General features: G+C 62.3%; 11 protein-coding genes. 7 read left to right on the top strand and 4 right to left on the bottom strand.

Features of this window, described 5'->3' with window-relative positions:
- Positions 1 to 51 precede the first annotated feature (51 nt).
- From H8S62_RS10365 to H8S62_RS10350, 4 genes are all read right to left on the bottom strand, one after another.
- Positions 52 to 1,554, bottom strand: coding sequence for a sensor histidine kinase (locus tag H8S62_RS10365; RefSeq protein ID WP_186919218.1), 1,503 nt, complete (start codon positions 1,552 to 1,554; stop codon positions 52 to 54).
- A gap of 160 nt (positions 1,555 to 1,714) precedes the next feature.
- A complete protein-coding gene (locus H8S62_RS10360) occupies positions 1,715 to 2,392 on the bottom strand; it encodes a response regulator transcription factor (protein ID WP_186919216.1) in 678 nt (225 codons plus the stop codon).
- Positions 2,393 to 2,478: 86 nt separating this feature from the next.
- On the bottom strand, positions 2,479 to 3,426 hold the full coding sequence (locus H8S62_RS10355; RefSeq protein WP_186919214.1) for a UBA domain-containing protein: 948 nt from the start codon (positions 3,424 to 3,426) through the stop codon (positions 2,479 to 2,481).
- Positions 3,427 to 4,009: 583 nt separating this feature from the next.
- Positions 4,010 to 5,182: an NAD(P)-dependent malic enzyme gene (locus tag H8S62_RS10350; RefSeq protein WP_186919212.1), complete on the bottom strand. Its 1,173-nt coding sequence runs from the start codon at positions 5,180 to 5,182 to the stop codon at positions 4,010 to 4,012.
- A 159-nt stretch (positions 5,183 to 5,341) separates the two neighbouring features.
- On the opposite strand from H8S62_RS10350, the gene H8S62_RS10345 reads away from it, so the two are divergent.
- The 7 genes from H8S62_RS10345 (at position 5,342) to H8S62_RS10315 (ending at position 13,512) form a co-directional block, all read left to right on the top strand.
- Positions 5,342 to 6,547: a polysaccharide deacetylase family protein gene (locus tag H8S62_RS10345; RefSeq protein WP_186919210.1), complete on the top strand. Its 1,206-nt coding sequence runs from the start codon at positions 5,342 to 5,344 to the stop codon at positions 6,545 to 6,547.
- 34 nt (positions 6,548 to 6,581) lie between these two features.
- The gene (locus H8S62_RS10340; RefSeq protein ID WP_243255564.1) at positions 6,582 to 7,739 is read left to right on the top strand and encodes an aminotransferase class V-fold PLP-dependent enzyme; all 1,158 of its coding nucleotides are present in this window, start codon (positions 6,582 to 6,584) and stop codon (positions 7,737 to 7,739) included.
- Positions 7,740 to 7,891: 152 nt separating this feature from the next.
- On the top strand, positions 7,892 to 8,467 hold the full coding sequence (locus H8S62_RS10335) for a helix-turn-helix domain-containing protein (RefSeq protein ID WP_186919206.1): 576 nt from the start codon (positions 7,892 to 7,894) through the stop codon (positions 8,465 to 8,467).
- A gap of 101 nt (positions 8,468 to 8,568) precedes the next feature.
- On the top strand, positions 8,569 to 9,243 hold the full coding sequence (locus H8S62_RS10330) for a response regulator transcription factor (protein WP_155149914.1): 675 nt from the start codon (positions 8,569 to 8,571) through the stop codon (positions 9,241 to 9,243).
- A gap of 56 nt (positions 9,244 to 9,299) precedes the next feature.
- The gene (locus tag H8S62_RS10325; protein WP_155149916.1) at positions 9,300 to 10,313 is read left to right on the top strand and encodes a sensor histidine kinase; all 1,014 of its coding nucleotides are present in this window, start codon (positions 9,300 to 9,302) and stop codon (positions 10,311 to 10,313) included.
- 423 nt (positions 10,314 to 10,736) lie between these two features.
- Positions 10,737 to 11,504, top strand: a complete 768-nt coding sequence (locus H8S62_RS10320; protein ID WP_155149918.1) for an ABC transporter ATP-binding protein — start codon at positions 10,737 to 10,739, stop codon at positions 11,502 to 11,504.
- Complete coding sequence (locus H8S62_RS10315; RefSeq protein WP_186919204.1) at positions 11,494 to 13,512, top strand: ABC transporter permease; 2,019 nt, start codon at positions 11,494 to 11,496, stop codon at positions 13,510 to 13,512. The genes H8S62_RS10320 and H8S62_RS10315 overlap by 11 nt, the downstream gene beginning before the upstream one ends.
- Positions 13,513 to 13,636: the final 124 nt, after the last annotated feature.

The following is a 13,636-nucleotide window of genomic DNA, read 5'->3' as shown; positions in this document are numbered from 1 at the left end:
CAAAAACCCCGTCCCGGCAGCTTTTTAGCTGCCGGGACGGGGTTTTTGCTGTCAGGCCAGTTTCTTTTCCTCTTCCGCCTCTTTGGGCTTCTCCGACTGGTTGACGGCGGCCAGGGGAATGACCACCGTTATGCGGGTGCCGATGCCCTCGCGGCTCGTCACCTCGAACCAGCCGTCGTGCCGGTCGACGATCCACTTGGCGATGGCCAGCCCCAGTCCGGTGCCGCCGGTCTGGCGGGCGCGGGACTGGTCGGTGCGGTAGAAGCGGTCAAAGATATGGGGCAGGGATTCCGCGTCGATGCCCTGGCCCTCGTCCTGGACGGTGAGCCGGGCGTTGCCGCCCTCGCTGGAGACCGCCAGGCGGATGTTCCCTCCGGCAGGCGTGTACTTGATGGAGTTGTCCACCAGGATGCGCATGGCCTGCTTCACCAGGCCCATATCGGCGTGGATCATTACATGGTCCTCCCACTGGGCGGAGAACTGGTGGGTCTGGTCGATCATCTCGGTCTCCCGCAGGACCTCGGCAGCCACGGCGGTGAGGTCCAGGTCCTCAAACTCCACATGCATGGACTCGTTATCGCCCCTGGCCAGGAAGAGGAGCTGCTCCACCAGCTCCTTCATGGAGGCTGCCTCGGCGGTAATGGCGTCGATGGCCTCCTGCCGGGTCGCGGGGTCGTCCTTGCCCCAGCGGTTGAGCATATTGGCGTACCCCTGGATGACGGCGATGGGGGTGCGCAGCTCATGGGACGCGTCGGACACGAAGCGCATCTGGGAGCGGTAGGCCTCGTTGATCCGGTCCAGCATAGAGTTGATGGCGGTGGCCAGAGTCTTCAGCTCCCGCTGTGTCCCCGGGACCGAGATGCGGGTATCCAGATGGGTGGCGTTGATCTCGTTCAGCTTACCCGCCAGCATCTGCAGCTCCTCGGGAGACATGCCGGATACCGTGTTGAGCCGGGCGGCGGCGGCGGCCAGTTCCTGGATGGGCCGCAGGGTCTTCTTGATGGTCCCGGCGTTCTTGAAGAGGTTGGAGACCAGACTGATGAGCTGGACCACCAGCAAAATCCGGGTGACGAAGACAAAGAACGTCACAGGCGAGGAGAGGTCCAGGGTAATGGCGTAGGGCTGGCCGTCGTTCGGCATCTCAACGGTGTAGCTGGTGGTCCCCCCGTGGCGGAACCGGAGCAGGCCGAAGAAGAGGCTGGTGTCGCCGGGGTTGAAGTACCGGGTACCGTCCCCGGTCTCATCGGGCGCGGGCATCCACTCCGGGAGCTGCCAGCCCTCATGAGGTCCCGTTCCGGCGGAGACGATATAGTCCCCCGCCTCCATCCAGCGGGTGGCCTCGGCGGTGGGCACGCCCCGCTCCTGCACCAGCTGGTCAATCTCCGTGCAGCGCTGCTCCGACCAGATGAACATCCCCCCCGTAAAGAGGAGGGTAAGCAGGATGTCCATCCCCAGGTAAATCCCCAGCAGTCGGAAAAAGAGCCGGGTATTCAGCCGCAGGACGATGGACGACTTGATCCTGCCCGGCGGACGCTTATCGGTTTTCTGGTTCAAACGGACACCCCCTGTAAAATGAAAGGTGAAAAAGGAATCGGCAAAGCTGGACCGGCCGCTTCCTATGAGAGCGGTAAGCACCTGAACCGCGCCGCCCTCGTCATAACTCGGCTCCGAACAGCGTCTATAAACGCAGTCCGCCGTCTCTCTTTATCTCTCTTCATTCTTCTCTGATAACGTACCCCACACCTCTCACGGTGTGAATGAGCTTAATGTCGAACGCCTCGTCGATCTTCGAGCGGAGGAAGCGGATATAGACGTCCACCGCATTGGTCTCGCCCACGAAGTCGAAGCCCCATACATTGTCCAGCAGAGACTCCCGGCTGATGACCCGTTCCTTGTTCTCCAGCAGATATTTCAGCAGGTCAAACTCCCTCCGGGTCAGCTCCACGGCAGTGCCGTTCACCGTCACCTCGTGGCGGTCGGCGTCCATGACGAGGGGCCCCGCCGTGAGGGTCTCCCCCTCAGGCCGGGCCGGGCGCTTGCGCAGAGCGGCCCGGATACGGGCCAGCAGCTCCTCGATCTCAAAGGGCTTGGTGATATAGTCGTCGGCTCCCGAGTCCAGTCCGGCCACCTTGTCCACCACAGTGTCCCGGGCAGTGAGCATAATCACGGGGAGCTGGCTCTCCTTTCGCAGCCGCCGAAGGACCTCCATGCCCGAGAGGGCGGGCAGCATGATATCCAGCAGGACCAGATCAAACTCGCCCGAGAGGGCCTTATCAAGACCGGCGCGACCGTCGAAGGCCTTCTCCACCTCGTAGCCCTCATAGCGCAGCTCCAGCTCCACCACCCGGGCCAGCTTTTCCTCGTCTTCCACGAGCAAAATCTTTTCGCTCATTGAAACCTCCATGCGCCCGTAAGACGCTTCATTTGTAATGGGAACCACCGCCGTGCGGCGGTGGTTCCCGCGCAGAAATGCGTGAATTATTTATCCTTGTCGGAAAAGGCATCGTCAATTTTGCTGACCAGATTGTCCACATGGCCGCAGATGGAATCCACCATACCGTCCATCTTCTTGGAGAAATCCTCCGCCTTCCGGGCCGCCTTCCCGGCGGTGTCCTGGGCCTTCTGAGTGGCCTGTCCGGCGGTCTCCCGCGCCTTGCGGCCCACCTCCTGCGCCTTGCGGGCCGCCTTCTCGGCGGCCTCCTGCGCTTTCCATGTCGCCCTCTCAGCGGCCTCCTGAGCCTTACGGGCGGCCTTTTCAGCGCTCCTCTGGGCCTTCTCGACGCTCTCGCGCGCCCTGCGGGCGCTCTCCTCCGCGCGGTCGGCCTTCTGTTCCTGAGCGCTCTTGCTCTCGTGGAACTCCTTCTTCACCTGGCCCACCATGTCGTCCACAGTGGCGGAAACGTTATCCATCACGTCGTTGATGGACTCCTTGCCCAAATCGGGTCCCACAAAGCGGTAGCGGCAGCCGGCGAACAGGCCGATAATCAGCAGGGGCACAGAAATCCAGAAGGCCACGACCACCAGTAAAATCAGAATCAGAATGGGGATTGAGGTCATGAGCCGATCATGCCGCCATACCTCAAACTGGTTCACCGTGGAGTGGCGCAGCAGATTTAATCCCGCCGCCCAGAGCTCGCGCAGCCATTCCCGCCAGTCTCCGTCGTGGACCCCGCTGCTCTTTTTCCCCTTCTTTCCCGCTTTTGACTGGGTCTCCAGCACCAGCTTGGCGGCCTCGTCCACGCCGCCGCCCCGCTCGGTGGTGAAGGTCCCGCCCCGGGGCGCGGTCCTGCTCCGGCCCGTCCTCTCCAGAAAAATCAGAGCCTCCAACAGATCTCCGCCCGTGCGGTCCAGGGCGTCCTTACACGCCTCGTAAGAAGCGCCGGACTTCTCCCGCAGCTTCTCTACCTGTTCCAATGTGACCGCCATGAATCGTTCCCCCTTCGCCGGAATCGTCATTTTACTGTGGTCAGTATAACCCCGGGGGGCTCAAAATGGAATTTAGGGTTTTTTAAAATTGCATTAAAAGGTAGGTTGAACGCATCAGGTCTCCCACCATTTGCGGGAGGCAGTGCGCACGGCGCATATGAAATCCTCGCCACGCCGCTCTCACGGGCTGCCTGCGCCACTGCCGCCGCAACCGCTGGGCAGACGCCCCATACGCCAGGCCGCATGGGGACCCCTTTTTTACATCCTCGGGCGAATTAATCCGCCCTGCGGCAAGATTTTGGTCTCCCCCAGGACCAAAATGCTTGGACGCCGCATAAGCGGCGGCAGCGGGTCTGCCCGGGAAAATCTTCTAAATCCTCGCCACGCCGCTCTCACGGGCTGCCTGCGCCACTGCCGCCGCAGCCGCCGGGCAGACGCCCCATACGCCAGGCCGCATGGGGACCCCTTTTTTTACATCCTCGGGCGAATTAATCCGCCCTGCGGCAAGATTTTGGTCTCCCCCAGGACCAAAATGCTTGGACGCCGCATAAGCGGCGGCAGCGGGTCTGCCCGGGAAAATCTTCTAAATCCTCGCCACGCCGCTCTCACGGGCTGCCTGCGCCACTGCCGCCGCAACCGCTGGGCAGACCCGCTCGTCGAAGGCCGTGGGCAGGATGTAGTCCGCCGACAGCTCGTCCCCCACCAAATAGGCCAGGGCATGGGCGGCGGCCAGCTTCATGGCGTCGTTGATATCGCCCGCGCGCACGTCCAGCGCGCCCCGGAACACGCCGGGGAAGGCCAGGACGTTGTTAATCTGGTTGGGAAAATCGCTCCGGCCGGTACCCACCACCGCGGCTCCCGCCGCCCTCGCCTCGTCGGGCATCATCTCGGGCACGGGGTTGGCCATGGGGAAAAGAATGGGGTCCCCGGCCATTGAACGGACCATCTCCGCCGTCAGCAGTCCCGGTGCGGAGACCCCCACGAAGAGGTCGGCGCCCACGAGCGCCTCTTTCAGCCCGCCCCGGACTGTGGGCCGGGTGCGTTCCGCCAGCTCCGCCAGGGCCCGGTTCTCCGCCAGATCGCTTCGGCCCGGATACACCACTCCAGCGATATCGCAGAGGACGGCTCTGCGCAGGCCCATGCTCCACAGGAGCTTGAAAATGGCCGTGCCCGCCGCGCCAGCGCCGGAAAAGACGGCGGAAATTTCCTCAATCCTTTTTCCCGTCAGCTTCAGCGCGTTTATCAGGGCTGCGGCCACCACGATGGCGGTGCCGTGCTGGTCGTCGTGGAATACCGGGATGCCGCAGCGCTCCTTGAGCCGCCGCTCCACCTCGAAGCAGCGGGGGGCGGAGATATCCTCCAGATTCACGCCGCCGAAGGAACCCGCCAGCAACGCCACCGTGTTGACGATATCGTCCACCTGTTGAGAGCGGATGCAGAGGGGTACCGCGTCCACGCCGCCGAAAGCCTTGAAGAGAACGCATTTCCCCTCCATGACGGGCATACCCGCCTCGGGCCCGATATCACCCAGGCCCAGCACCGCCGACCCGTCGGTGACCACCGCCACCGTGTTCCAGCGGCCCGTGAGCTCGTAGCTCTTGGCCGGGTCCTTTTGAATCTCCAGACAGGGCCGGGCCACGCCGGGGGTATAGGCCAGAGAGAGGGCCTCCCGGCTCCCGACCTCCATCTTGGGTACAGTCTCCAGCTTGCCCCGCCACTCATAGTGCAGCCGCAGGGACTCCTCTGCATAATCCATCCGTGTTCCCCCAATTTGCCGCTGTTGCGGCTTGTTCAGCAGAGATTATTATACAATGGCCCCGCCCCAAGCGCAAGGCCAGTACTTCTTCCCACTTTACCCCGCACGTCCGGCATGATATAATCTTTAGTAGCTTCGTTATGGAAAGGAGGCACCGCCGTGAACTGGAAAAAAGCACTGGTCTGCCTGCTCTGCTCCGCAGTCGTTCTGTTTTCCGTCAATTTGCCCGGCGCGTACGCCGCCGGAAGCGATACCATAATTTTCCTTGCATTGAACGACAACTTGGTGACGAGTCCTTCAGTAGAAAATATGCCCATTGCTGTAGGTGGAACGGTTTATGTGCCCTACACCATGTTCGATGCTAACATTACCGGCAACAGCCTGGGTGTTATTGTAGGCGCGGTGAACAATGTGGTTACCGTCTTTAATAAGCAGAAGGTACTGACGTATGATCTTAATGCAAACACCTGTTACGACCGGAACGGCAACTCCTATACCCGCGCTATTATGAGAAACGGTATTATCTATCTGCCTCTCGTTAGCCTCTGCAATTATTTTGGGAGAGAGGTCATCAATAATTATCAACGGGATATGGGCGGTTATTACGCCGTCCGTATCTATACCCCTGATGTTGTGTTGGAGGATGACCAATTTATGGATGCGGCCTCCTCCACCCTGAACGGATATTACAAAAGCTACCTAAAGAGCATTGCCCCCAGCCCATCTCCCTCTCCGTCGAGCAGCCCCACGCCTTCGCTCACCCCCTCCTCCAGTCCCTCCCCCGCTCCCTCCCCCTCGCCGGGTCCGGACGACAATCCGGATAAGCGTGACGTCCGGGTCTACCTCTCCGTCCAGTGCGGGGGCGAGGAGGGTCTCACCGACATTTTGGAGCTGCTGGAGCGCAGCGGCACTCCGGCGCTGTTCTTCTTCCGGGTCGAGGAGCTCCGCGCCAATGACGACGTCATCCGGCGGCTTTTGGCCTCGGGCTATACGGTGGGGCTGACCATCCCCGGCGGCCCCGCCGAGGACGCCAAGGCCCAGCTGGAGGAGGGGAACCGCCTCCTGGAGCTGATTGCCCACACGTCCACCCGCACCGTCCGTCTGGAGAGCGGTGAGAGCGCGGTGGCTGAGGCCCTGGAGTCGGAGGGCTGGGCCCTCTGGACCCCCAACGCGGCGGCCGCAGGCAGCGGCTCCGCCGCCGCCTACGCCAATGCGCTGCTCCAGAGCATTGACGCGCGGAAAGCCGCTGCCCGGGTCACACTGGACGACTCCCCCCGCACCGCCGCCGCTCTGCCCCGCGTCCTGAATGGGCTGCGGGAGCAGAACTACCAGATTCGTCTGGCAGTCGAGACGGAAATCGGGTAGCCTTCGCAATTATTTTTACACAGGGGGCCTTATCTTGCGCAAGGTATATATGGACAACGCCGCCACATCGTATCCTAAAGCCCCCGGCGTGGGGGCTGCTATGGCGAACTATATTGAGAACGTGGGCTGCAACATCGGCCGGGGCGGCTACCAGTCCGCCTACGACGCCGCCGGCGTGGCACTGGATACCCGGGAGCGGCTCAACGCCCTGGTCCACGGCCCCGGGGCGCGCAATGTCATTCTGACCCCCGGCGCCACCTATGGGCTGAATTTTCTCCTCAAGGGCCTGCTGCGCCCGGGTGACCGGGTGCTGACCTCCCCCATGGAGCACAACGCCGTCCTGCGGCCCCTGAAACAGCTGGAGCAAGCCGGGGTACAGGTGGAGTATGTTCCCTGTGACGGGCGGGGGGTCCTGGATCTGGAGCGCGCAGGCGCCCAGATCGGAACGAAGCCGCGGGCGGTCATCCTCACCCACGCCTCCAACGTCTCCGGCGGCATGATGCCCATTGAGAAAATCGGCCCTCTCTGCCGCCGGGCGGGAGTCTTTTTCCTGGTGGACGGCGCCCAAACGGTGGGGATGCATCCGGTGGATATGGCAGAGATGTGTATCGACGCCCTGGCTTTCCCGGGGCACAAGGGGCTTTTGGGTCCCCAGGGCATCGGCGGCATGGTAGTCACCGACGCTTTGGCCGGGGCAATCGACCCTCTGGTGGCCGGCGGGACGGGGAGCCTCTCCCACTCGCTGGAGATGCCGGACTTTCTGCCTGACCGCTTCGAGCCGGGGACGCTGAATCTGCCCGGCGTGTACGGGCTCAACGCCGCGCTGCAGTATCTTAAGCAGCAGGGGGACGCCCTGCGGGAGCGGGAATACCGCCTGACCCGCCATCTGCTGGCCCGGATGCTGGAGCTGGAGGGGGACGGGCTGCGGGTGCTGGGGCCCACGGAGGTTTTCAACCCCAGGGCGGGCGTGGTGTCGGTGGACTTTACCGGCCTTGACAATGGTGAGGCCGCCTTCCGACTGGAGCAGGAGTCCGGCGTCGCCACCCGCTGCGGCCTCCACTGCGCCCCCACCGCCCATCTGACCCTGGGCTCCTACCCCCAGGGGGCGGTCCGCTTCTCTGTGGGGCCCTTTAACACCTTCGCTGAGATCGACTACGTCCAGGGGGCGGTCTACAACCTCCTCTGCCGCTGAACATTCTCATATCAGGACCGCGGGCCACTCCAGCGCCCCTTTAGACATACTGTTTTGAGTCCCCGCAACCGATAGTTGCGGCCATGAAAAGCAGAATGGGTGGCCTTTTTCACGCTCTGCCGTTAGACTAAACTCAGATAGGAGGGCCGCCCATGAACATTGAAATCGCAAATCGTCTGGTGCAGCTCCGCCGGGAGCAGGGCCTGTCGCAGGAGGAATTGGCTTCCAAGCTGGGTGTGAGCCGGCAGGCCGTATCCAAATGGGAGCGGGCCGAGTCCTCCCCCGACACCGATAATTTAATCGCCCTGGCCCGGCTCTACGGGGTCTCACTGGACGAACTTCTGCTCCATATGCCCGGCAGCGGCGGCGCAGCGGCGGCGGCGGCCGCCCCGGAGCCTGAGCCGGAATACGGATACGAGCCGTATGCCCAAAGTGAGGCCGCCGAGGTTTTCGCCGCCGCCCAGGAGTGGGAGATGGCGGAGGAGGCGGTGGCAAAGTCAAGGCGGAAAGCCTTCAAAAAGAACAAGGAGAAGCTGCTCTGGCTGCTGACCCTGGCCATGATGGTCATCCTCCCCCTGGCCTGCAGCCTCTTCGGTGTGGGGGAGATTTATCCCGTCATTGTAGTTATCGCCTATCTGGCCTCTGGCTTCCTGCTGGACAATTGGCACCCCGGCTGGCTGATATTCCTCAGCGTCCCCATCTACGAGTACATGCTCGGCATTTTTTGACGTCATACCGCCCGGAGGAGGATTCTTCCGGGCGTTTTTATGTTTTTTTAAGATAATTCTCCACATCTCTGTGCTACAATGGGGATAAAGGATGTGATAACATGCCCCATACCATCTTTCTTGTGGAGGACGACCCCCGTCTGTGTGCGGAGCTGACGGCCCTCCTGGAGCGGTACGGCTATCTATGCCGCGCCGCCGAGGAATTTGAGGATGTGCCCGGCCAAGTGCTCGGCAGCGGCGCACACCTGGTCCTGCTGGACCTGAACCTGCCCCGGTACGACGGCTATCACATCTGCCGGGAGCTGCGGCGGAGCTCCGGCATCCCCATCATCGTGGTCACCAGCCGCGCCACCGAGCTGGACGAGCTGATGAGCATGAACCTGGGTGCGGACGATTTTCTCACCAAGCCCTACAACACCCAGATTCTGCTGGCCCGTATGGCCCGGCTGCTGGAACGCTCCTACCCCGCCGGTGGGAGCGCAGGAATACTCTCCCACCGCGGACTGACCCTGGACCTGGGCCGGGGCGCGGTCCTCTTCGCCGGGGGCGAGGCCGAGCTCACCCGCAATGAGACCCGTATTCTCCAGCTTCTGTTGAAAAAGCCGGGGTATATTGTCACCCGGGATGAGCTGATGACCGGCCTGTGGCAGACCGACGCCTTCGTGGATGACAACACGCTGACGGTGAACGTCAACCGCCTGCGCAAGAAGCTGGACGGCCTGGGCGCGGGAGACTATCTCGCCACGCGGCGGGGGCAGGGGTATCAAATCGTTTAATCGCAGGAGCGCGCGGCGGCACAAGTCCCGCCGCGTCTTTTTGGGGAGGTCCTTTCATGACGCTCAAAACCTATCTCCGGGACAAGCTGCCTTATCTGCTGGCCATGGCCTTCGCCGTGGTCTTTACGGCCGTCCTCCTCTCTGTGCTGCGGGTCCACCCCTCGGCGGTGGCCTTCCTCTGCCTGGTCTTTTCGCTCTGCGGCCTGATTCCCCTTGCGGCGGAGGGGGCGGTGAAGCTGGCCTACTACCGGGAAGCTGCGGCGCGGCTGGATGCGCTGGGCGAGAAATACCTCTTCTCCGAACTGATGGACGAGGCCGGCTTTGCCGAGGGGGAGTTTTTCTGCGAGGCCATGGCGGCGGTGAACAAATCCATGAACGACCATGTATCCGCCGCCCGGCGGGATATGTCGGAGTACCGGGAGTACGTGGAGACCTGGGTCCACGAGATTAAAACCCCCATCGCCTCCGCCCGGCTGACCCTGGAGAACCACCCCTGGGAGCAGACCGCCGCCCTGGAGGAGGAACTCTTCGAGATTGACGGCTATGTGGAGCAGGCCCTCTTCTACGCCCGCAGCGGCGCGGTGGAGCGGGACTATCTGGTGAAAGCCATGCCACTCCGGGAGGCGGCGGCCAGCGCCGTAAAGAAATACGCCCGCAGCCTCGTGGGTTCGGGCTTTCAGCTGGAGCTGGACGGCCTGGATGCCATCGCCTACTCCGACCCCAAGTGGGTGGAGTTCATTCTGGGACAGCTGGTGTCCAACGCCGTCAAATACCGCGGCCCCCAGCCGCGTCTGACCTTCTCCCAGCGGGTGGAAGCCGCGTCGGTCACTCTGATTGTGGCGGACAACGGACCCGGCATCCGCCCGGAGGACCTGCCCCGTGTCTTCGACAAGGGCTTTACCGGTCAGAACGGGCGGATGCTGGCCACCAAATCCACCGGGCTGGGGCTCTATCTGTGCAAAAAGCTCTGCGACCGGCTGGGGCTGGGACTGGGACTGCGCTCCGTGGAGGGCAGAGGCACGGCGGCGGAGCTCACCTTCCCCAAGGGCCGTTTCCATCTGGCGGAGTGAGAGCGCCGCCGCCAGCTCCCCTATGCGCCTATCCTCACGCTTCCTTGTCACGTTCGGATTGGGCACGCGGCCGGGTTGCCAAGACCTCCGATTCGCCCCGGAACCAGATGTCCTTCCGTGAGACGGCCTTCTTGGGTTCCGGGTCTTACTCCGGCCTTGCCGCCCCTGCGTGCCTATCCTCGCGCTTCCTTGTCACGTTCGGATTGGGCACGCGGCCGGGTTGCCAAGACCTCCGATTCGCCCCGGAACCAGATGCCCTTCCGTGAGACGGCCTTCTTGGGTTCCGGGTCTTACTCCGGCCTTGCCGCCCCTGCGTGCCTATCCTCGCGCTTCCTTACAATTCTGTCACCCAACTGTAAGCCCCATCTATGGCCCGGCGGGCCGGAATACTCTACAATGTAGGATACAAGGAGTGATTTCACCATGGAACCTATACTGACTGTATCCAACCTGCAAAAGTACTACGGCTCGAAGGGCAGCGTCACCCGCGCCATCGACGACGTCAGCTTTTCCGTCCGCCAGGGGGAGTTCGTGGGCATAATGGGCGCCTCCGGCTCGGGCAAGACCACTCTGCTCAACTGCATCTCCACCATTGACCGTCCCACGGCGGGGCATATCGTCATTGGCGGACAGGACACCACCAGGCTCAAGAGCAAGGAGCTCTCGAAATTCCGCCGGGAGCGGCTGGGCTTCGTCTTTCAGGACTGCAACCTGCTGGACACGCTCACCGCCTTTGAGAACATCGCCCTGGCCCTGACGATCTTAAAGACTCCCGTCAACAAAATTGACGGTATGGTGCGCCAGACTGCGGATCTCCTGGACATTGCCGACTGCCTCAAGAAGTACCCCTACCAGCTCTCCGGCGGCCAGAAGCAGCGGGTGGCGGCGGCCCGCGCCATCATCACCGGCCCGGATCTGGTTCTGGCCGACGAGCCCACCGGCGCGCTGGACTCCAAGTCCGCCCGGCTCCTGCTGGACCGCTTCGAGGTTCTGAATTCGGAACGGGACGCCACCATCCTCATGGTCACCCATGACGCCTTTACCGCCAGCTACTGCCATCGCATCCTCTTCATTAAGGACGGGCGTTCCTTCACGGAGCTGATCCGGGGCCGGGACAGCCGAAAAGACTTCTTTGCAAAGATCATCGAGGTGGTCACGCTGCTGGGAGGTGACGACCGGGATGTTCTCTAAGCTGGCCCTCAAGAATGTCACCCGGAGCCTGAAGGACTACTCGGTATACTTCCTCACCCTCACCTTCGGCGTATGCATCTTCTACGTCTTCAACTCCCTGGACTCCCAGTGGGTCATGGAGGCCCTGCAGGGCGGCGAGAAATCCAGCATACTGGACGCCACGCTGATGCTGGTGGACATCTTCTCCGTCTTCGTGTCTGTTATACTGGCCTTCCTCATTCTCTACGCCAACAACTTTATGTTCAAGCGGCGGAAAAAGGAGCTGGGCACCTACATGCTTCTGGGCCTCTCCCAGGGGCGCATCTCCTCCCTTCTCTTTCTGGAGACCCTGTTCATCGGCGTTTTTTCCCTGGCGATAGGCCTGGCGCTGGGGGTGCTCCTCTCCCAGTTCATCTCGGTCTTTACCGCCGGACTTTTTCAGATTACCATTCCCCAGTTCCATTTCGTCTTCTCCCTGAAGGCGCTTTTAAAGACCCTGCTCTATTTTGGCGTCATTTTCCTGGTGGTGATGGTCTTCAACTCCTTCGCGGTCTCCCGCAGACAGCTCATCGACCTCCTCCAGGCGGAGCGGAAAAACGAGGATCTGAAGCTCAAGAGCATCCGCTCCTCAGTGGTGCTCTTCGTGCTGAGCATCATTTTCCTGGGCGTGGCCTATACCATGCTGCTCAAGCGGGGCCTCCTGCACATTGACGCCCTCTTTTTCGTCATGCTGGGGCTGGGCAGCCTGGGCACCCTCTTCTTCTTCCGGGCCCTCTCGGGGTTTCTGCTGCGGGTCTTCCAGGCCAATCAAAAGCTCTATTACAAGGGCCTCAACATGTTCACCCTGCGGCAGTTTGCCGCCCGCGTGGGCAGCAACTATGTATCCATGACGGTCATCTGCCTGATGCTCCTGCTGGCCATCGGCATCACCGCATGCTCGGTGGGCATGAACAACACCCTGGACACCCTCACCAACGCCCAGGCCCCCTACGACTTTTATCTCTCCGCCGAGCGGAGGAGCTCTGAGACCGGCGAGACGACCCCCGTGGACGTCCCCGCCACCCTCAGGCGGGCGGGCTTCGACCCTGCGGCGCAGCTCTCCGCCGGCGCCGAGGTGACCGTATGGTACTCCGAGGTCAAGATTCCCCAGTATGCAGGAACCGACGACGAATTTCTGGACTACACCGGCATTCTCCCCCTGTCCACCTATAACGCCATGCGCGCCCTTGCCGGGCAGCGCCCCATCACACTGGAGCCGGACCGCTACGGGCAGACGCTGTCCGATTGGGACAGCCGCACCGAAATCATGTCCGAGGACCCCGTGCTCGAAATCCAGGGCCATGCCCTGCTGGCCGATTCCAGGGCCGTCTTCCACGAAAACCTGTCCATCGGCTACAGCACCGGCTCCTTCTTCTACCTCATCGTCCCCGACGAGGTCCTGGCCTATGGGGGCGATTGGACCGCAGACAAGCCCATCGTCATCGAGCGCTACTTCTGCGGTAACTACCGCGCGGATGTGCCCAAGGAGCAGACGGAGGCCCTTCTCCACGATACGCTCTCCCAGTTCCACCGCCTGGCCTTTGAGAACGACGGCGGCTCCTCCCGCTTCAACACCAAGCTGGAGATCTATATGGAGACCATGGGCACCAAGATCATGGTCCTCTTCCTGGGCATCTATCTGGGTATCGTGTTCCTCCTCTGCTCGGCGGCAGTGCTTGCCCTCCAGCAGCTCTCCCAGGCGGCGGACAACGCCCCCCGGTACAGGATACTCGCCCGGCTGGGCGCGGAGGAGAAGATGCGCAGCCGCTCCGTCTATGTGCAGGTTCTGCTGGCCTTCCTCCTGCCGCTGCTGCTGGCTATCGTCCACTCGGTGGTGGGCATGACGGCGGCCAACGCGGTCATCGCCCAGGTGGGCAGGCTGGACACGGTGGCCAGCAGCGCGGTGACGGCGGCCTTCATCGTGGTCTTCTACGGGACCTATCTGCTTGCCACCTGCTGGGGGAGCAAGCGGATTGTCAAGAGCCGCTGACCCAGGCGCCGCAAAAAAAGCGAGAAAACCCTTGAAATCACGGCCGGGATATGCTATCATTAAATTCACGTTTGATAGGCGCGGGATCTATTGCGCTCTTTTACAGAATTCAGCGCCCCCTTGG

Origin of the sequence: Lawsonibacter faecis (assembly GCF_014287675.1) — a bacterium.
Taxonomy (GTDB): domain Bacteria; phylum Bacillota; class Clostridia; order Oscillospirales; family Oscillospiraceae; genus Pseudoflavonifractor; species Pseudoflavonifractor faecis.
Note: the sequence above shows the minus strand (reverse complement) of the source record. Positions and strands in the feature narration are given on the sequence as shown.

What these genes read in the sequence shown, in the direction of transcription:
- H8S62_RS10360 (WP_186919216.1), bottom strand. Translation starts at nt 2,392, where the DNA reads ATGAGCGAAAAGATTTTGCTCGTGGAAGACGAGGAAAAGCTGGCCCGG.
- H8S62_RS10355 (WP_186919214.1), bottom strand. Translation starts at nt 3,426, where the DNA reads ATGGCGGTCACATTGGAACAGGTAGAGAAGCTGCGGGAGAAGTCCGGC.
- H8S62_RS10350 (WP_186919212.1), bottom strand. Translation starts at nt 5,182, where the DNA reads ATGGATTATGCAGAGGAGTCCCTGCGGCTGCACTATGAGTGGCGGGGC.
- H8S62_RS10335 (WP_186919206.1), top strand. Translation starts at nt 7,892, where the DNA reads ATGAACATTGAAATCGCAAATCGTCTGGTGCAGCTCCGCCGGGAGCAG.
- H8S62_RS10330 (WP_155149914.1), top strand. Translation starts at nt 8,569, where the DNA reads ATGCCCCATACCATCTTTCTTGTGGAGGACGACCCCCGTCTGTGTGCG.
- H8S62_RS10325 (WP_155149916.1), top strand. Translation starts at nt 9,300, where the DNA reads ATGACGCTCAAAACCTATCTCCGGGACAAGCTGCCTTATCTGCTGGCC.
- H8S62_RS10320 (WP_155149918.1), top strand. Translation starts at nt 10,737, where the DNA reads ATGGAACCTATACTGACTGTATCCAACCTGCAAAAGTACTACGGCTCG.
- H8S62_RS10315 (WP_186919204.1), top strand. Translation starts at nt 11,494, where the DNA reads ATGTTCTCTAAGCTGGCCCTCAAGAATGTCACCCGGAGCCTGAAGGAC.